This is a genomic window from Streptomyces sp. NPDC107575 (assembly GCF_055657265.1).
Genome location: NZ_JBVKBG010000002.1, coordinates 354,843 through 373,610, shown reverse-complemented (window position 1 = coordinate 373,610; position 18,768 = coordinate 354,843). Strand labels below are relative to the sequence as shown.

The 18,768-nt window shown below is 72.3% G+C and carries 15 protein-coding genes; 8 read left to right on the top strand and 7 right to left on the bottom strand.

The window, feature by feature from the left end:
* The first annotated feature begins 140 nt into the window (after positions 1 to 140).
* Complete coding sequence (locus tag ACZ7L4_RS08405) at positions 141 to 1,307, top strand: alanine--tRNA ligase-related protein (RefSeq protein WP_472100849.1); 1,167 nt, start codon at positions 141 to 143, stop codon at positions 1,305 to 1,307.
* 21 nt (positions 1,308 to 1,328) lie between these two features.
* On the opposite strand, the gene ACZ7L4_RS08400 is transcribed toward ACZ7L4_RS08405, so the two are convergent.
* Positions 1,329 to 1,778: an Lrp/AsnC family transcriptional regulator gene (locus ACZ7L4_RS08400; RefSeq protein ID WP_450817957.1), complete on the bottom strand. Its 450-nt coding sequence runs from the start codon at positions 1,776 to 1,778 to the stop codon at positions 1,329 to 1,331.
* 143 nt (positions 1,779 to 1,921) lie between these two features.
* On the opposite strand from ACZ7L4_RS08400, the gene ACZ7L4_RS08395 reads away from it, so the two are divergent.
* A complete protein-coding gene (locus ACZ7L4_RS08395) occupies positions 1,922 to 2,947 on the top strand; it encodes an asparaginase (RefSeq protein WP_472100847.1) in 1,026 nt (341 codons plus the stop codon).
* A gap of 18 nt (positions 2,948 to 2,965) precedes the next feature.
* Here ACZ7L4_RS08395 and ACZ7L4_RS08390 read toward each other — a convergent pair whose 3' ends face one another.
* Together ACZ7L4_RS08390 and ACZ7L4_RS08385 are read right to left on the bottom strand one after the other, a co-directional pair.
* Positions 2,966 to 4,288 (bottom strand): radical SAM protein, encoded by a 1,323-nt coding sequence (locus tag ACZ7L4_RS08390; RefSeq protein WP_450817959.1) that lies wholly within the window; start codon positions 4,286 to 4,288, stop codon positions 2,966 to 2,968.
* 77 nt (positions 4,289 to 4,365) lie between these two features.
* Positions 4,366 to 5,016 (bottom strand): pyridoxamine 5'-phosphate oxidase family protein, encoded by a 651-nt coding sequence (locus ACZ7L4_RS08385; RefSeq protein WP_472100845.1) that lies wholly within the window; start codon positions 5,014 to 5,016, stop codon positions 4,366 to 4,368.
* A 158-nt stretch (positions 5,017 to 5,174) separates the two neighbouring features.
* On the opposite strand from ACZ7L4_RS08385, the gene ACZ7L4_RS08380 reads away from it, so the two are divergent.
* Genes ACZ7L4_RS08380 through ACZ7L4_RS08370 form a run of 3 tightly spaced genes read left to right on the top strand, consistent with a single transcriptional unit; the run spans position 5,175 to position 10,580 of the window.
* Entirely contained in the window at positions 5,175 to 6,437 is a 1,263-nt protein-coding gene (locus tag ACZ7L4_RS08380; protein WP_472100843.1) for a D-arabinono-1,4-lactone oxidase, read from the top strand.
* 56 nt (positions 6,438 to 6,493) lie between these two features.
* Positions 6,494 to 7,735 carry an ROK family protein gene (locus ACZ7L4_RS08375; RefSeq protein WP_472100841.1) on the top strand — a complete coding sequence of 414 codons (1,242 nt, stop codon included), beginning with the start codon at positions 6,494 to 6,496 and terminating at the stop codon, positions 7,733 to 7,735.
* Positions 7,736 to 7,748: 13 nt separating this feature from the next.
* On the top strand, positions 7,749 to 10,580 hold the full coding sequence (locus ACZ7L4_RS08370) for a glycoside hydrolase family 2 TIM barrel-domain containing protein (RefSeq protein WP_472100839.1): 2,832 nt from the start codon (positions 7,749 to 7,751) through the stop codon (positions 10,578 to 10,580).
* Here ACZ7L4_RS08370 and ACZ7L4_RS08365 read toward each other — a convergent pair.
* Positions 10,570 to 12,531 (bottom strand): caspase, EACC1-associated type, encoded by a 1,962-nt coding sequence (locus ACZ7L4_RS08365; protein ID WP_472100837.1) that lies wholly within the window; start codon positions 12,529 to 12,531, stop codon positions 10,570 to 10,572. The two genes, ACZ7L4_RS08370 and ACZ7L4_RS08365, sit on opposite strands and share 11 nt — an antisense overlap.
* Complete coding sequence (locus ACZ7L4_RS08360) at positions 12,528 to 12,908, bottom strand: effector-associated constant component EACC1 (RefSeq protein ID WP_472100836.1); 381 nt, start codon at positions 12,906 to 12,908, stop codon at positions 12,528 to 12,530. The genes ACZ7L4_RS08365 and ACZ7L4_RS08360 overlap by 4 nt, the downstream gene beginning before the upstream one ends.
* A gap of 190 nt (positions 12,909 to 13,098) precedes the next feature.
* Between ACZ7L4_RS08360 and ACZ7L4_RS08355 the strand changes: the two genes are divergently transcribed.
* The gene (locus ACZ7L4_RS08355) at positions 13,099 to 15,144 is read left to right on the top strand and encodes an NAD(+) synthase (RefSeq protein WP_472100834.1); all 2,046 of its coding nucleotides are present in this window, start codon (positions 13,099 to 13,101) and stop codon (positions 15,142 to 15,144) included.
* Between the two features lie 8 nt (positions 15,145 to 15,152).
* On the opposite strand, the gene ACZ7L4_RS08350 is transcribed toward ACZ7L4_RS08355, so the two are convergent.
* Positions 15,153 to 16,133 carry a GlxA family transcriptional regulator gene (locus tag ACZ7L4_RS08350; RefSeq protein WP_472100832.1) on the bottom strand — a complete coding sequence of 327 codons (981 nt, stop codon included), beginning with the start codon at positions 16,131 to 16,133 and terminating at the stop codon, positions 15,153 to 15,155.
* A 70-nt stretch (positions 16,134 to 16,203) separates the two neighbouring features.
* Between ACZ7L4_RS08350 and ACZ7L4_RS08345 the strand changes: the two genes are divergently transcribed.
* On the top strand, positions 16,204 to 17,172 hold the full coding sequence (locus tag ACZ7L4_RS08345) for an NADP-dependent oxidoreductase (protein ID WP_472100830.1): 969 nt from the start codon (positions 16,204 to 16,206) through the stop codon (positions 17,170 to 17,172).
* Positions 17,173 to 17,200: 28 nt separating this feature from the next.
* The gene (gene mmuM, locus ACZ7L4_RS08340) at positions 17,201 to 18,100 is read left to right on the top strand and encodes a homocysteine S-methyltransferase (protein ID WP_472100829.1); all 900 of its coding nucleotides are present in this window, start codon (positions 17,201 to 17,203) and stop codon (positions 18,098 to 18,100) included.
* Here the strand turns inward: mmuM and ACZ7L4_RS08335 are convergent.
* A complete protein-coding gene (locus ACZ7L4_RS08335; protein WP_472100827.1) occupies positions 18,097 to 18,759 on the bottom strand; it encodes a ThuA domain-containing protein in 663 nt (220 codons plus the stop codon). The genes mmuM and ACZ7L4_RS08335 overlap by 4 nt on opposite strands.
* Between the last annotated feature and the right edge of the window lie 9 nt (positions 18,760 to 18,768).

The window sequence follows — 18,768 nt, the reverse complement described above, 5'->3', positions numbered from 1 at the left end:
AGCTCGCCGGTTGCCGCCGCCTGACGTATTCACCTTTCCACCGGCGACCGGAAACGGCCGCCGGTGTTTTCGTTGTCGCAGTACGTTCCGCCCGGCCGCTTCCGGTGCCTTTCGCCCGCATCACGCGAAGGAGTCACCCCATGCGCACCGACGACGTCATCCGCACGTTCACCGAGTTCTACGAGGACCGCGGCCACCGCCGCGTCACCGGTTCGACGCTGCTGCCGCCGCCCGGCGACCCGGTCCTGTTCACCACGTCCGGGATGCACCCGCTCACCCCGTACCTGGAGGGCCGCCCGCATCCGCTGGGCCGACGGCTCGTCAACGTACAGCGATGCCTGCGGACCACGGACCTGGAGGAGGTCGGCGACCCCACGCATCTGACGGTCTTCGAGATGCTCGGCACCTGGTCGCTCGGCGACTACGAGGGGCCGCGGAGCCTGGAGTGGGGGTACGAGCTGCTCACCGAGGGCTTCGGCATCGATCCGCGGATGCTGTACGTGACCGTGTTCGGCGGCGACGGACAGGTGGGCCCCGACACCGGTTCGCGGGAGGTGTGGGAGCGGCGCGGGGTGCCGGTCGAGGAGACCGTCGAGGACAACTGGTGGGACAACGGGCCGACCGGTCCCTGCGGCCCGGACTCGGAGATCTTCCTGTGGACCGGTGACACCCCGCCGGAGTCGAGCCCGACCAAGGACGAGCGCTGGGTGGAGGTGTGGAATCACGTGACGATGCGTTACCGGCGCCTCGACGACGGCTCGTTGGTGCCGCTCCCCCAGCGCAACGTCGACACGGGGCTCGGCGTGGAGCGGCTGTCCTCGCTGCTCCAGGGCAAGCAGTCGGTGTTCGAGTGCGACGTCTTCGATCCGTGGCGGCGGCTGCTTCCGGGCCTGTGGCCGCTGGACGAGCCGTCGTTCCGCGTCGTCGGCGACCATCTGCGCTCGTCCGTCGTGGTCGTCGGCGACGGCGTGCGGCCGTCGAACACCGGGCGCGGGTACGTACTGCGCCGGCTGCTCCGGCGGGTGCTGACCGTGCTGCGCCGCGAGGATCCGACCCGCACGCTCGGGGACCTGCCGGTCGAGCTGATCCGGCACACCCTCGACCACTTCGGCCAGGACGTCGACCCGTCGTACGTCCGTCAGGTGCTGCTCGACGAGGAGCTGAGCTTCGACCGGCTCCTGGAGCGCGGCAGGAAGCTGCTGTCGCGGCCGCGGTTCCAGGGCTCGCTGACCGAGGAGGACCTGCACTATCTGCACGACACGCACGGGCTGCCGCGCGAACTGGTGCTGAGCCTGCGGGAGCAGTAGCCCGCCGGCGGGGGCTGTCGGCTAGACCGGCAGCCCCTTCGGCTCCTTGATGCGCTTCATGATGATCTGCGAGTTCACCTCGGTGACCCCGTCGAGCGCGGTGAGCCGCTCGATCCACAGGCGCTCGTACGCGGCGAGGTCGGCGACCGCGATGCGCAGCATGCAGCCGGGGCTGCCGAAGAGCCGGTAGGCCTCGACGACGTCGGGGATGTCCTGGAGCGCGTGCTCGAAGGCCTCCACGGAGGCGCGGTCGCGGCGCACCTCGATGGAGACGAGGACCTCGAAGCCGCGGCCGACGGACTCCGGGTCGACGATCGCGCGATACCCCTGGATGACGCCGTCCTTCTCCAGCTGCCGCACGCGGCGCATGCACGGGGACGGGCTGAGGCCCACGCGGGCGGCCAGGTCCTGATTGCTCAGGCGGCCGTCCTCCTGGAGCTCACGCAAGATGTGCAGGTCGATCCGGTCCATGGCGCAATCATGCACCACGGTTGTCCCGATCATCGGCCAGGATTCGCAATCCGATTGCGCAGATCACGATTTATCCTTGCTGTAGATCGAACATACGCTCCCCCACGCGCGCGGGAGCGCCGACTCTTGGCGAGGAAGGTCACATGGCACGCATCACCCTCATCAGCACCGGAGGCACCATCGCCAGCCGCTGGCAGGGCACCGGTTACGCCGCCGACGCCGGCGGGGACACGGTGCTGGCGACGGCCGCGCTGCCGGAGGGTGTCGAGGTGGACGTCGTCGACCTGTTCAACGTGAACAGCTCGCGGATGACGACGGAGCTCCAGCTGACGCTGCTGCGCACGGTGCGCGAGGTGCTCGCCGACCCGGGCGTCGACGGCATCGTGGTCACGCACGGCACGGACACCCTGGAGGAGTCCGCGTTCCTGCTCGACCTGCACCACGACGATCCGCGTCCGGTCGTCTTCACCGGCGCCCAGAAGCCGCTCGGCCAGGCCGAGGGCGACGGCCCGGGGAACATGTACGACGCGCTGCAGGTCGCCGCGAACGTCCGGGACGCGGGCGTGCTCATCGCCTTCGACGGCAAGGTGCACGCGGCCCGCGGCGCCGTGAAGACCCAGACCCTCGCGGCCGACGCGTTCTCCGACCCGTCCGCGGGCCCGCTCGGCCGCCTCGGCTTCGGCCGCGTCGACCTGCGCCACAAGCCGAGCCGCCCGGCCCCGCTGCCGCAGCCGGCAGGCGGGGAGATACCGCGCGTCGACATCGTCATGCACCACAGCGACGCCGACGCCACGCTCTTCGACGCCGCCGTCGCCGCAGGCGCGCGCGGCATCGTGCTGGTGGCCACGGGCGCGGGGAACGCGACGCCGGAGCTGGTCGACGCGGTGTCGGCAGCCGTACGCCGCGGAGTCCTCGTCGCCGTTTCTACGCGCGTATCCGCGGGGCCGCTCGCCGAGATCTACACGGGCGGCGGCGCCGTGGACCTGGTCGCGGCAGGCGCCGTGCTCAGCGGCACGCTGCGCGCGGGCCAGACCCGGATCGCGGTCCTGGCGGCGCTCCTCGCAGATGTCACGCCCGCCGCACGCCCCGACCTGCTGCGCCGGCTCATCGACGCGCCGAGCCCGCTGCCCGGCGACCACGAGGAGCCGGCCGAGCAGCGGGCCGCGTAACTCAGAACGTCACGGCGCTCAGAACTCGACGGCCTCTTCGTTGGGCGCGAGGCTGTCCATGAACGAGCTGACCGAGAACACGGCGCGGCCCGCGCCCGCCGGACCGTATCCGGGGGGCGAGGACAGCCCGTGCTCGTCCATGGCGTTGCGGTACGCGTCGAGCAGCCGGATGTGGTACTCCAGCGGCGCGCCGTTCGGGTTCTCCTTGCCGAGCGGCGTCGTCGGCTCGGGGCACCACGTGGTGAAGCGCGGCGTGATGCCGTTCGACATGAAGAAGTTCAGGCCCTCGGTGGTGGAGGCGATGGCCTCGTCGACCGTCTTGAAGCCGAACGGCTCGGCCATCTCGACGCCCGCCACGAAGTTCGGGATCACGTTGCGCGCGCCGAAGACGTCGCGGGACTCGAGGATCCGCTTGTGCCACTCGTCGCGGCCGACGTAGCGCTCCTTGCCGGGGCAGTACATCTTGAACAGGTACTCGTCCCACACCTCGAAGTTGGGGTGGTAGATCTGGACGCCGTAGTCCTTGAAGCGCTGTACGTCGTCCTTGGGCAGCGCCTGGGCGACGACCTTGCCGATCCAGCGGCCCGGGAAGTACTCCTCGATGGCCTTGGCGTACCGGCCGTAGAAGTCCGCCTCGTCCAGGCCCTGGACCTTCGACGTGATCGCGCCGCCGGTCAGCGTGTACGCGGTCGACGTCTTCCCGGTGTCGTACTTGTTGATGATCTCCAGGGCCTCGAGGACCTCGTCGACGTCCTTCACGCCCGTGTACGGACGGCCGGCCGCCTTGTGCTGGCGCCAGTTGTGGTTGATGTCGCAGTACTGGCACTCCTCCTTGGCGCCGAAGTACTGGCAGACCCGGAACGCGGTCAGGTAGATCAGGTAGCCCCACTGGATCGTGGGGGCCACCTCCATGACCGACTTCCCGTTGGAGAGCTTGTGCCGGTAGTACTCCGGCATCGGCGGCACGCCCACGTCGGAGATCCGCTTGCCGTCGAGGTACAGGCCGAGCATGCCGTCCTCGTTGGCCGCGACGCGGTACGGCGAATTCGGGTTCACGCGGACCGAGACGACCGTGCGGCGCAGGTCGTAGGGGCCGCCGGTGAGGACGATCTCCTCGGGCGGGCGGCGCAGCGCGGCCTCGCCCAGCTCCGGGAGGGTGCCGTGGTCGAAGGAGAAGATGAAGTACGACTTCGGCTTGACCTCGCCGTCCTCGTTGTCGCTCAGTGCGGACGCGTCGAAGGCCACGCCACCGCGCAGCAGGTCCTCCTTGAAGACCGCTTCCTTCGGAACGTGCGGGAAGCGCTCCATCAGGTCCTCTACCAGCGCCGTACGGCTCTGCATCCCGTTACTCCTCGACCCTCTGCTGTGCAGCGTTTTCTACGGTTTCTCGACTCCTCACGGTACGCCCCGGCCGTCGGTCAGCCGTGCCGGGTCCCCGCTCGGGCCACTATGTGGGCGGGTGCGGTGATGCCGGTGGGCAGCAGCGGATCGGCCGTGGGAGCGCCCCAGCGGGCGTTCAGCGGCAGGGTCCCGGCCCACAGACCGAGCTCCGCGTCGGCCGACGCGCCGTCGTCCGGCGCGCCGGACCGGATCTCCACGGAGGCCTCTTCGAGGGAGAGCGCGAGGAGCGTCGTGGCGGCGAGCTCCTCGCGGTTCGGCTGCCGCGCGTACGTCCACTGGCCGGGGGTCGCGTGCTCGGTGAGGCGGCGCAGGCCCTCCAGCTTCTCGGCCTCGTCGGTGATCGCGCGCGGCACACCGCGCACCATGGCGCTGCGGTGGTTCACCCCGTGCTCGAAGACGGAGCGGGCGAGGACGAGGCCGTCGACGTGGGTCACCGTCACGCACACCGCCGCCTCCGGGTCGGCCACGAGGCTGCGGCCGGCCCAGGACCCGTGCACGTACAGCCACCGCTCGTCACGCCCGTAGACGGTCGGTACGACGACGGGGGCGCCGTCGACCACGACCCCGAGATGACACACGAAGCCCGCGTCGAGGATCGCCTCCAGGTCGGCGCGGGGGTGCTGCCGCAGGTGCCGGTGGGTGGTGCGGTGGTCGTCGGTGTACGTCATGCGCAGGCACGGTACTCCCGTGGGGGCACCGGCAGTTCACCAGGTGGGCGTCATGTCGCGGTCGCGGGGCTCTGCCCCGGGCCCCGCGCCTCAATCGCCGGCGGGGCTTGACACACCGTGGTCGAATCTCCGCAACCGCACCCGCAGAAAGGCCTCCCGTGGAAGCTGTCACCAACTGGGCCCGCAACATCACCTTCGCCGCCGATCGGTTGCACCGGCCGCTCACCGTCGACGAGTTGCGTGCCGTCGTCGGCAAGAGTGGGCACATACGGGTGCTCGGCAGCGGGCACTCGTTCAATCGGATCGCCGACGTGGACGCGGAGCGCGGTGGCGCGCTCGTGTCGCTCGGCGGGCTGCCCGCCCGGATCGACGTCGACGCCGCGGAGCGCACCGTGCGGGTCGGCGGCGGTGTGCGCTACGCCGAGCTGGCCGCGGCCCTGCACACGCACGGGCTGGCGCTGCCGAACATGGCCTCGCTGCCGCACATCTCCGTCGCCGGTTCGGTGGCCACCGGCACGCACGGCTCGGGCAACGGCAACCGGTCGCTGGCCGAGGCGGTCCGGGCCGTGGAGATCCTGACCGGGGACGGTGAGCTGGTCACGCTCGCGCGGGGCGACGACGGGTTCGAAGGGGCCGTCGTGTCGCTCGGCGCTCTCGGAGTCGTGCTGTCGCTGACGCTGGACGTGGAGCCGGCCTTCGACGTCGCGCAGCACGTGTTCCGTGAACTTCCGTTCCAGGGGCTCGACTTCGAGGCCGTGTCGTCCTCCGCGTACAGCGTGAGCCTGTTCACCGGCTGGCGTGGGCCGCACTTCGACCAGGTGTGGGTGAAGCGGCGGATGCCGCACGCGCTGGACTTCCCGTGGGCCGAGTCCGCGACCGAGGCCGCGCACCCGGTTCCGGGGATGCCCGCCGTGCACTGCACCGAGCAGTTCGGCGTGCCGGGGCCCTGGCACGAGCGGCTGCCGCACTTCCGGGCCGAGTTCACGCCGAGCAGCGGCGACGAGCTCCAGTCGGAGTACCTGATGCCGCGCGAGCACACCGAGGCCGCGCTGCGCGCCCTCGACGCGGTGCGCGAGCGGATCGCCCCGGTGCTCCAGGTCTGCGAGGTGCGCACGGTCGCCGCGGACACGCAGTGGCTGAGCCCGGCGTACGGGCGGGACACGGTCGCGTTCCACTTCACGTGGGTGGCGGACGCGCAGCGGGTGCTTCCGGTGGTTTCGCTGGTGGAGGACCGGCTGCGGGAGTTCGGGCCGCGGCCGCACTGGGGGAAGGTGTTCACGGCGGATCCGGCGCGGGTCGCCGAGCGGTATCCGCGGGCCGCGGAGTTCGTGGCGCTGGCCGAACGGCTCGATCCGGAGGGGAAGTTCAGCAACGCGTTCGTGCGGGCGCTGTTGCCGCGGGGCGCGCAGCAGGGCTTTTGAAAGCCCTTTCTCCAACCCCTTGTCGAAGTCCGTCCGGCGCTCCTAGCCTGACGTTCATGAGGCGCACCTCCCGCGACATACGGACGGCGAACCGGTACGAGGTGCTGCGCCGCTGCATCGGCCGATCCGCCGTGTCCCGGCAGGAGTTGGCGGCCGAGACGGGCCTCAGCTCGGCGACCGTCGCCACGCTCGTCGGGGAGCTGCTCGACCTGGGCATCCTGGTCACGGGCGGCTTCGTGGACTCGGCGGGCGGGCGACCGCGCGGCCTCGTCTCCGTCGATGCGGGGCACGGTTCGCTCGTCGGCGTGGACGTCGCGGAGACGTACGTCCACGCCGAGCGGTTCGACCTGAACCTGCGGGTCGTCGCCCGCGCCGACCGCGAACTGCGGCCCGGTGCGCACGAGCCGGAGCGCGTGGCCGCCGTGATCGCGGACGGGGTCCGGTCCGTGCTCGACGACGGCACCGGCGGGCCCGTGCTCGGCGCCGGGGTCTGCATGCCGGGGCTCGTCGACCGCGAGGGCGGCATCAGCGTGTACGCCCCGAACTGGGGGTGGCACGGAGCGGTGCCGCTGCGGGAACTCCTCGCCCAGCACCTCGACGTACCCCTGTACCTGGACAATCCGCTGCGCGCCTCGACCGTCGCCGAGCTGTGGTTCGGGGCGGCGCGCGGGCGGGACGACGCGGTCGTCGTCAACCTCGGCACCGGCGTCGGCGCGGGGCTCGCGCTCGGCGGGGCGCTGCACCGGGGTGTCACCAACAGCGCCGGCGAGTGGGGGCACACCACGCTCGTGCTCGACGGGCGGCCGTGCCACTGCGGGGGCCGGGGGTGTGTCGAGGCGTATGTGGGGGCGCCGGGGATCATGCGCACCCTGCGGGAGCTGCGGCCCGGCTCACCGCTGCTGCACCCGGACGATCAGACCGCCACGATCTCGGCCATCGGGTGGGCCGCGGCGGAGGGCTCCGCCGAGGCGCTCGACGTCGTGCGGGAGACCGCGCGGTATCTCGGCGCGGCGGTCGGTGACCTGGTCAATCTGCTCAACCCTGAGGTCGTGGTGCTCAGTAGTTGGGTGGCGGGGGCGTTGGGTGCGCCCCTGCTCGACGAGGTGCGGTCGGCCGTGGGGCGGCATGCGCTCGCGGGGCCGTTCGGCGCCACGGAGATTGTTCTTTCGCCTGTTCCTACGGATCCGGTGAGTCTTGGCGCGGCGACGTTTGCGCTGGAGGGGTTCGTGGGCCGCAGCGGGGTTGACGCCTCGGGGCTCCGCCCCGGACCCCGCGCCTCAATCGCCGGCGGGGCTTAATTTAGGGAGACTCATGACCATCGCTTACGTAACCGACCCCTCCCCCGGCCACGGCGCACTGCCGCCCCGGTCCTGGTATGCCGAATCTTCGGCCAAATCGCTGTCGCTGAACGGTACTTGGCGTTTTCGGCTGGCGGCGCGGGCCGACGCCCACGACGACTCCTTCGCCTCTCCGGGCCACGACGCCACCAGCTGGAGCGACGTCTCCGTTCCCGGGCACTGGGTGATGCAGGGGCACGGTGCGCCCGCCTACACGAACGTGCTCTACCCCTTCCCCGTCGACCCGCCGCGCGTCCCCGACGAGAATCCGACCGGGGATCACCTGCGCGTCTTCGATCTGCCCGGCGACTGGCCGAGTGACGGCTCCGCCGTGGTCCGCTTCGACGGCGTCGAGTCCTGTGCGCGGGTGTGGCTGAACGGCACGGAGCTGGGCGAGTTCAAGGGGAGCCGGCTCCCTCACGAGTTCGAGGTCGGACACCTCCTCGCCCCCACCGGCAATGTGCTCGCGGTCCGTGTGCACCAGTGGTCCGCGGGCTCGTACCTGGAGGACCAGGACCAGTGGTGGCTGCCCGGCATCTTCCGTGACGTGAACCTGCTGCACCGACCCACCGGCGGCGTCGGGGACTTCTTCACGCACGCCTCGTACGACCACACCACCGGCCTCGGCACCCTCCGCGTCGACAGTGATGTGGCCGGGCGTATCTCCGTGCCCGAGCTGGGCGTCGACGTGGCCACCGGGGAGCCGGTGACCGTCGCCGTCGAGCCGTGGACCGCCGAGACCCCTCGCCTTTACGACGGGGAGCTCGCGACGGCCGGTGAGCGGGTGCCGCTGCGGATCGGGTTCCGGACGGTGGAGCTGTCCGACGGGCTGATCAAGGTCAACGGCACACCGATCCTGTTCAAGGGCGTCAACCGGCACGAGTGGCACCCGGAGCACGGCCGCGCGCTCGACCTCGACACCATGCGCCGCGACGTCGAGCTGATGAAGTCCCACAACATCAACGCCGTCCGCACCTCCCACTACCCGCCGCACCCGGCGTTCCTCGCGCTCTGCGACGAGTACGGGCTGTGGGTGATCGACGAGTGCGACCTGGAGACCCACGGCTTCTGCGAGCAGGGCTGGCGCGACAACCCGGTCGACGACGAGCGCTGGACCCCCGCGCTGCTCGACCGCGCCGCCCGCATGGTCGAGCGCGACAAGAACCACCCGTCCGTCGTGCTGTGGTCGCTCGGCAACGAGGCGGGCACCGGGCGCGGGCTCACCGCCATGGCCGAGTGGATCCGCGCGCGCGACCCCGAGCGCCTCGTCCACTACGAGGGCGACATCAACTGCCGTGACACCGACGTCTATTCGCGCATGTACGCCGACCACGCGGAGGTCGAGCGGATCGGCCAGGGCCTCGACGGCGGCCCGGAGCGGCGCCGCGGCCTGCCCTTCATCCAGTGCGAGTACGCGCACGCCATGGGCAACGGCCCCGGCGGACTCGCCGACTACCAGCGGCTGTTCGAGAAGTACGACCGTCTCCAGGGCGCGTTCGTCTGGGAGTGGATCGACCACGGGATCGCCGACGAGCGGTACGGATACGCGTACGGCGGCGACTTCGGCGAGGAGCTGCACGACGGGAACTTCGTCTGCGACGGGCTGCTCTTCCCCGACCGGACGCCGTCTCCGGGGCTCGTCGAGTTCAAGAAGGTGATCGAGCCCGCACGGATCGCCGTCGACGCGGACGCCGGGTCGGTCCGCGTCACCAACCGCTACGACTTCCGCGATCTGTCGCACCTGGCCTTCGACTGGGCGTACGAGGTGGAGGGCGAGGTCGCCGAGCGGGGCACCCTCACCGTTCCGCCGCTCGGCCCCGGCGAGTCCGCCGACGTGAAGCTGTCGGCGCCCGCGGCGAGCGACGGGTACTGGACGGTCCGGGCCGTGGACGGTGACGGCCACGAGGTGGCGTGGGGACAGAGTGCACCGGCTGCTCCAACTGCCGTGTTGAGTACAGCGGTTGGCGCGACCCCGCGCACCGTCGGCGACGTGCTCACCCTCGGCCCCGCCACCTTCGACGCCCGCACCGGTGATCTGCGCGCCATCGGCGACGTGACGCTCACCTCCGCTCCCCGACTCGACGTGTGGCGCGCCCCCACGGACAACGACGACGGCGCGAGCTGGCAGAACGACGAGCGGCTCGGGCTGCTGTGGCGGAAGTTCGGCCTGCGCCGCATGCAACACCGTGTGGACGGCGTCGAGTTGGACGGCGGCTCGCTGACCGTGCGCACGCGGGTCGGGCCGGCGAGCCGGGACATCGGGCTGCGCGCGAGCTACCGCTGGACGGCCGACGAGCGGCGGCTGCGGCTCACCGTGTCCGTCGTGCCGGAGGGCGACTGGCGGCTCCCGCTCCCCCGGCTCGGCGTCCGACTCAGGCTACCCGTGGGGGACTTGGGCGTGCGCTGGTTCGGCGGCGGGCCCGGCGAGGCGTACCCGGACACGCGGGCGGCGGCGCGGCTCGGCCTGTGGGAGTCGGACGTGGCCGGCCTGCACACCCCGTACGTGCGGCCGCAGGAGAACGGGGCCCGGGTCGATGTCCGCTGGGCGGAGCTCGGCGGCCTGCGCATCGAGGGCGAGCCCGCCTACGCGCTCACGGCCCGCCGCTGGACGACCGAGCAGCTCGACGCGGCCACCCACCGCACGGACCTCACGCCCGGCGACACCCTGTGGGTGCATCTCGACCACGCGCAGCAGGGCATCGGCTCGCAGTCCTGCGGCCCGGGCGTCCTGCCGCAGTACAGGCTGACGCCGGGGCCGGCGGAGTTCTCGTTCACCTTCGAGCCGACGGGGCCTGTCACAGCCTGACGGCGAAGGAGTAGAGCCGCGTCGTCTGCGCCTTGTTGCGGTTGTCGTCGGAGACGAGGAGCAGATGTCTGCGGCCCTTGTACGGTCCGCTCTTGATGGCGTCGCCGAGGGTCATGCCCTCCACGTTGTCCAGGAGCTGGTTCGACTGGGGGTTTCCGGCGTCGCTCACCTCGCCGGGGCTGCCTTCGGGGCAGCGGGCCAGGTCGAAGAGGGGGCGTCCGGCGACGAAGACGTCGGCGGGCGCCCGGTAGAGCTGCTTCTTGTCGGTCACGTCCTGGGCCTCGGTCAGCGAGAGGTCCTTGACGTGCACCGAGTTCCCGAGCCCGGCGACGTACTGCCGTTCCAGGGCAAGCAGCCGGGTGTCGGAGACGGCCACGAGGTCGGCGAGGCCGAGGCCCTCGTCGCCCCGGTAGGCGAATTGGGCGTCGGGGGCGAAGGTGCCGTCGGCGTGCCGCTCGTAGCGCTGGATGCGCATGAGGTTGCGGCCGCGTTCGTCGCCGTCCCCGGCGAGCGGGGCCTCCACCGCCACGAACAGGTACTTGTCGCTCGGCGAGAGCGCCATGGCCTCGATGGTGCGGCCCGCGGTCGCGGCGCCCTTCGGGTAGATCTCGAAGGCCTTGGGGATCGGCAGCGGTTCCCCCTTCTGGCGGCCCGTGCGCAGATCGAAGCGGCGGATGGTGGGTTCGGTCTCCCCCGCCACGAGCGCCGTGCCGCCGTCCTTCTCCACGGCGACGGCCTCGGCGTCGAACCAGCCGCTCAACGAGCCGCCCCCGGCCGTGCGCAGGGTGCGCGCCCGCTGGGCCTTCGGCGCCAGCTCGTCGGGCGAACCGAATCCGATCGGGAAGATCCGCACGGCGTCGTTGTCGGCCACCGCGTACGCGAGGTTCGGCCTGTCGGGCGCGTACGCGAGTCCGGACAGGCCTGCCACCGGCTCGTTGTCGACCTCCGTCTTGTCCAGTGCGTCGGAGTGGTCGAGCAGGGCCGCGCGGGCGGAGCAGGCGCCGCGCGCCTCGTGGTGGGTCGGCCCGTCCAGCTTGCGCTCGACGTAGGGCGCGCCGAATCCGGCGCCCAGCCCGAGCACCAGGCCGATCGCGACCCCCATGGCGAGGCGGCCCCGCTTCGGCGGCACGGAGGCCGGGGGCGGTTCGGGGGCGGGCCTGCGGGCGGCGTTGCGGACGAAGGCGTACTCGCCGAGCCCGTTCTCGTCCGTGCACAGCGGGGCCGCCGCGTCGCTGCGGTGCTGCTCGGCCACCCACTCCTCGACGCGTGTCCGCACCCGCTGGTAGATGTCCTTCAGGGTGACCGTCTCGCCCGCTTCGGGGTCCGGGTCGCCCTGTTCGAGCACGTCGACGAGGGCGCCGGTGAAGACCGAGCAGCGGTCGGGGTCGGGGGCGTGCGAGGCGCGGTTGTGCGGCGAAGAGGCCATCAGGTAGAGGCCCTTGAGGTCGCGGACGGAGCGCGCCGCGAGGTCGGCGCCGCTCTCGCCCCCGGACATCCGGCTGTCCCGGGCCCACTGGGCGCTGTAGCAGCAGTCCAGGATGAGCACGGTGCGTGGAGCGGGCGACCGGTTGATGGCCTTGCGTACGTACAGGGTGTCGACGCAGGTCTCCGGCTGGCCGCGCTCCGTGCCGGGCAGCGTGAGGAACAGCCGGTTGTCCTCGCCCTCGCGCACACCGTGGCCCGCGTAGTAGACGATGAGCGTGTCCTCGGCGGCGAGCCTGCCCGCGGCCTCGATCGCCGCGGTCACCTCGCGGGCCGCGACGGGGTTGGCCAGGACGTGGACGCGCTCGTCGGGGAAGCCGCCGATGTCCGGGTCGGTCAGTGCGTCCCGCAGCCGCCGCAGGTTGTGCTCGACGCTGTCGAGGCGCTCCATGGTGTCGTGCCGGTAGTCGTTGACCCCGATCAGCAGGCAGGCCGACTTCTCCGGGTCGACGCGCCGCGCCTGCGTCATCGGGAGGCTCCACCGTCCGGGTCGCCGTCGCTGTCGCCCTCGCTCAGTCCGGCGTCGCGCAGCAGCCCCCGGATCCGGTCGACGTCCTCGCCCCGCACGGCGAACGTGATCTCCCCGTCGTGGCCCCGGCTGCGCCACCAGGCGCGCTCGCTGTGCGTCACGTCGATGGCCAGGGACGCCGCGCCGCAGGCGACGCCGACCCATTCGAGTACGTCGCCCATGGCGCCGGGCCGGTCCGCGTACGCGCTCTCGACGCGCGCTCCGGCGGAACGCAGCTCGTCGTCGTCCTCCAGCCAGTCCCGGAGCGACGCGAGTTCCTTGGCGGTCCCTCCCCCTGTGTCCCGCACTCCCTGCGGTACCGAGAACCTGATCTCCACGCTTCCCCCCTGTCCGCGTGCTCCCCGTGCACGTCGCGAAGACGCTTGCACAACTCCCGCAGCGCGTACGGGAATCACGGGAGAAGTTTCCCCGAACGAGAACCCACCCGAACCACTTCGTTCACGCCACGATCGGAATGGGGGCAAGCCCCGCCGCGCACGGCCACGGCCCGGTTGACATCATGGACGGGTGAACTTCCGGTCGATCTACAGTCACGGTTTCGCGCGGATCGCCGCGTGCACCGGCCACGCCGCCATCGCCGACCCGCGCACCAACGCGGAGGCCGTCCTGCGCCAGGGCCGCCGCTGCGCCGAGGACGGAGTCGCCGTCGCCCTCTTCCCCGAGATGGGCCTGTGCGGTTACTCCATCGAGGACCTGGTGCTCCAGGACCCGGTCCTCGACGAGGTGGAGGACGCGCTCGCCGACATCGTCACGGGCTCCGCGGACCTCCTCCCGGTCCTCGTGGTCGGCGCCCCGCTGCGGCACCGCAACCGCATCTACAACTGCGCGGTCGTCGTGCACCGCGGCCGGATCCTCGGCGTGGCGCCCAAGTCGTACCTCCCCACCTACCGGGAGTTCTACGAGAAGCGCCAGATCGCGGCGGGCGACGACGAGCGCGGCGGCACGATCCGGGTCGGCGGCGCGGACGTCCCCTTCGGCACGGACCTCCTCTTCGCGGCCGAGGACGTGCCCGGCCTGGTCCTGCACGCCGAGGTGTGCGAGGACATGTGGGTCCCGGTGCCGCCCAGCGCGGAGGCCGCCCTCGCCGGCGCGACCGTCCTGCTCAACCTCTCCGGCAGCCCCATCACGGTCGGCCGCGCCGAGGACCGCAAGCTGCTGTGCCGCTCCGCCTCGGCCCGCTGCCTCGCCGCGTACGTGTACGCGGCGGCCGGAGCGGGAGAGTCGACGACCGACCTCTCCTGGGACGGCCAGACCATGATCTACGAGAACGGGAACCTGCTCGCCGAGACGGACCGCTTCCCGCTCGGCGACCAGCACGCCGTCGCCGACGTCGACCTCGACCTGCTGCGCCAGGAGCGCCAGCGGATGGGCACCTTCGACGACAACCGCCGCACGCACGCCGCGCGCACCGGCGACTTCCGCCGGGTGGACTTCCACCTGGACCCGCCGACGAGCACCGACCTGGGCCTCAAGCGCCGCGTCGAGCGCTACCCGTTCGTGCCCGCCGACGCCGAGCGGCTCGCCCAGGACTGCTACGAGGCGTACAACATCCAGGTCTCGGGCCTGGTGCAGCGCATGGGCGCGATCGGCAACCCGAAGATCGTCATCGGGGTCTCCGGCGGCCTCGACTCCACGCACGCCCTGATCGTCGCGGCCCGTGCGATGGACCGGGCGGGCCGCCCCCGCACCGACATCCTGGCGTTCACGATGCCGGGCTTCGCGACGGGCGATCACACCAAGTCCAACGCGCACGCGCTCATGAACGCCCTCGGCGTCACGGCCGCCGAGCTCGACATCACGGACACGGCGCGTCTGATGCTGAAGGAGATGGGCCACCCGTTCGGCGAGGGCGAGCCGGTCTACGACGTCACCTTCGAGAACGTCCAGGCGGGCCTGCGCACCGACTACCTGTTCCGCCTCGCCAACCAGCGCGGCGGCATCGTCCTCGGCACCGGCGACCTGTCCGAGCTGGCGCTCGGCTGGTGCACGTACGGCGTCGGCGACCAGATGAGCCACTACAACGTCAACGGCGGCGTGCCGAAGACGCTCATCCAGCACCTCATCCGCTGGGTCGTCAGCAGCGACCAGTTCGGCGACGAGGCCGGGAAGATCCTCACCGCGATCCTCGACACGGAGATCAGCCCGGAGCTGGTCCCCGGCGAGGAGCTGCAGTCCACCGAGTCGAAGATCGGCCCGTACGCGCTGCACGACTTCACGCTCTACCACGTGCTGCGGTACGGCTTCCGGCCCTCGAAGATCGCGTTCCTGGCGTGGCACGCCTGGCGCGACGTGGCCGCGGGCGAGTGGCCGCCCGGCTTCCCCGAGGACAAGCGCGGCGCGTACGACCTCGCGGAGATCAAGCACTGGCTGGAGTACTTCTGCCGGCGCTTCTTCCAGTTCGCGCAGTTCAAGCGGTCCGCGATGCCGAACGGGCCGAAGGTGTCGGCCGGCGGTTCGCTCTCGCCGCGCGGCGACTGGCGCGCGCCCTCCGACGGCAACGCGCGGGCGTGGCTGCGGGACCTGGAGCGGTGGGAGTGGCCCGAGGGCGTGTGACCCGGTGATCACCCGGAGGCGGTCACCGGCCCCGCCCGGAACGTGCGGCGGTACGCCTGCGGGGTGACCCCGATCGTGGCGTGCAGGTGCTGGCGCAGGGAGGTGCCGGTGGCGAAGCCGACCTCCGCCGCGATGCGGTCGACCGGGAGGTCGGTCGACTCCAGGAGGTGGCGGGCCCGGTGCACGCGCTGCAGGATCAGCCAGCGGCCCGGGCTCGTGCCGGTCTCCTCCTGGAAGCGGCGGGCGAAGGTGCGCGGGCTCATCCGGGCGTGCGCGGCCCACTCCCGCAGCGCGAGCGGCCGGTCGAGCCGCTCCAGGGCCCAGGCGCGGGCGGGCGCGGTGCCGCTGTCGCCCGCGTCGGGGACGGGCTGCTCGATGTACTGGGCCTGGCCGCCCTCGCGCCACGGCGGGACGACGCAGCACTTGGCCACGAAGTTGGCGAGGGCGCTGCCGTGGTCGGAGCGCACCAGGTGCAGGCAGACGTCGAGTCCCGAGGCCGCGCCCGCGGACGTCAGGACGTCGCCGTCCTCGACGAACAGCACGTCCGGGTCCAGGTCGACGTGCGGGAACATCCGGCGGAAGCGGTCCGCGAGCGCCCAGTGCGTGGTGGCGCGGCGGCCGTCGAGCATCCCGGCCTCGGCGAGCGCGAACGCTCCCGTGCAGATCGAGACGGTGCGGGCGCCGGGCCGGATCCGGGCGAGCGCGGCCCGCTCGGCGTCGGGCAGCGGCTCACCGATGCGCGCCATGTCGTACGGCGGGACGATCACGGTGTCCGCGCGCTCCAGCGCCTCCGGGCCGTGCGCGACGGTGATCGTGAAGTCGGCGTCCGTGCGGACGGTGCGGTCCTCGGTCGCGGCGCAGGTCAGCACCTCGTAGGTGTCGCCCGCGGAGCCGAAGACCCGCTTCGGGATGCCGAGCTCGAAGGGGTAGACCCCGTCGAGCGCGAGGACGACCACGCGGTGGGGTGGGCTTTCGGGCGTTCCGCTCATGGCACGATTCTATCGCTGGATGGCCATCTTGCCATTGTCGGTGTCGGTTCCGGAGGCGCAGGCTGGTTCCATGAGCGACAACGACAACACCACCGCGACCGCCACCATGAAGGCCATCGGCCAGGACACCCTCGGGGCGCCCGAGGTGCTCCACGAGATCGACGCACCTCGGCCGAAGCCGGGCATCGGGCAGATCGTGGTCGCCGTGCACGCGGCCGGCCTCAACCCGACCGACTACAAGCACCGCGCGTTCGGGCTGTTCCTGGGCGAGCCGCCGTTCGTGCTCGGCTGGGACGTGTCCGGGGTCGTCGAGGCCGTGGGGCTCGGCGTCTCGCTGTTCGAGCCGGGCGACGAGGTGTTCGGCATGCTGCCGTATCCGTACGGGGCCGGTTCGCACGCCGAGTACGTGGCCGGGCCCGCCCGCGCGTTCGTGCCGAAGCCGCAGGGGCTGAGCCATGTCGAGGCGGGCGCGCTGCCGCTGGTCGGGCTCACCGCCTGGCAGGCCCTCGTCGATGTCGCCCAAGTGGGGCCCGGGCAGCGGGTGTTGGTGCAGGCGGCGGCCGGCGGCGTGGGGCATGTGGCCGTACAGATCGCCAAGGCGCGCGGCGCGTACGTCATCGGGACCGCGTCGGCTGCCAAGCACGACTTCGTCCGGGGCCTGGGCGCCGACGAGGTGATCGACTACCGCACCGCGGACTTCACGGCCGAGACCGGTGACATCGACGTCGTCCTCGACACCCTCGGCGGCGCGGACCGGCTGCGCTCCCTGGACGTGCTGAAGCCGGGCGGCATTCTCGTCTCGCTACTGCCGGTCGACTTCGATGAAGTCGCCGCGCGAGCACGGGAGTTGGGTGTGCGGGCCACCGCCATGCTCGTCGAGCACGACCAGGCGGGCATGCGGGCCGTCGCCGAACTCGTCGGGTCGGGGAAGCTCGCGGTGCACGTGGCCGACACGTATCCGCTGGCCGAGGCCGCCAAGGCGCACGCGGAGGGCGACACGGGGCGGGTGGCCGGCAAGCTCGTCCTCACCGTGCGGTAGGCGGCCGGAGGCGGATAGCGTCACCATCATGACCAGCGAATCCTTCACCCGCGCCCTCGCCTCCGGCGCGCTCGTGCTCGACGGCGGCCTGTCCAACCAACTGGAGGCCGCCGGGCACGACCTGAGCGACGAGCTGTGGTCGGCGCGGCTGCTCGCCGAGGAGCCGGAGGCGATCGTCGCGGCGCACCGCGCGTACTACGAGGCGGGCGCGGACGTCGCCATCACGGCCAGTTATCAGGCGACCTTCGAGGGCTTCGCGCGGCGCGGCATCGGGCGCGAGAAGGCCGATGAACTCATCGCCTCCAGCGTGGAGTTGGCGCGCGCCGCGGCCACCGGGTTCGACCGGCCCCTGTGGGTGGCCGCGTCCGTCGGCCCCTACGGGGCGATGCTCGCCGACGGGTCCGAGTACCGGGGGCGGTACGGGCTGAGCGAGGAGGAGCTGTACGCGTTCCACCGGCCGCGCCTGGAGGTGCTCGCCGGGGCGGGGCCCGACGCGTTCGCCCTGGAGACCGTGCCCGACGCGGACGAGGCGCGGGCGCTGGTGCGGGCGGCGCGAGGACTCGGGGTGCCGGCCTGGCTCTCGTACAGCGTGGACGGGGAACGTACGCGTGCCGGGCAGCCACTGGAGGAGGCGTTCGCGGTGGCCGCGGACGCCGAGGAGATCGTCGCGGTCGGCGTCAACTGCTGCGCCCCGGGAGACGTGGAGGGCGCGGTGCGGATCGCCGCGCGGGTCACCGGCAAGCCCGTCGTCGTCTACCCCAACAGCGGCGAGGAGTGGGACGCCGAGGCGCGCGCCTGGGCGGGCCGTGCCACGTTCGCGCCGGACCGGGTGGCCGCGTGGCGGGACGCCGGGGCCCGGCTGATCGGCGGCTGCTGCCGGGTCGGGCCGGGGGCGGTGGCGGGGATCGCGGCGGCGCTCGGACGCTAGGGCCGGCGCGCCGTCCAGTGGATCGCGCCCGCCAAATGCGCGCGGAAGGCCGGGTCGGCGTAGGCCTCGGTGGCGTGGCCCAGGGCCGTGTAGAACATGCGGCCCGGGCCGGGCTGGGCGGGGTCCCTGCACCACACCAGTGGGTGGTCACCGCCCATCGTCGCCCCCTCGTACGAGGACTCGTCGGCGTACGCGAGGACCCGGACCGTCGGATCCTCGCGCGGGTCGGAGCGGAAGTCGTACCACTCGTCGGTGAACTCCCAGTGGGGCGGCAGGTGTTCGGTCGCCGGGTGGTCGTGGTCGGCGACGCGGACGCGGCCGGGCTGGTACGCGGGGTGGCGGTCGAAGCGGGCCGCGATGAGGTCCCCGTAGTACGGCCAGCCGTACTCCGTGCAGGCCGCCGCGTGCACGCCGACGAAGCCGCTGCCCCCGTCCACGTACGCCGCGAGCCGCTCGCGCCCGGCGGGTGTGAGGACGTCGCCGCTGGTGGAGAGGAAGACGACCGTGTCGGGGCGGGCGTCGAGCGCGCGCTCGAACGCGGCCGGGTCCTCGGTGTGCCGCACGTCGAAGCCGAGCGTGCGCAGGGCCTCGACGGCGCCCGGGATGGAGTCGTGGCGGTAGTCGGCGGTGCGGGTGTGCACGAGTGTCGTGACGGGCATGCCCGGAGG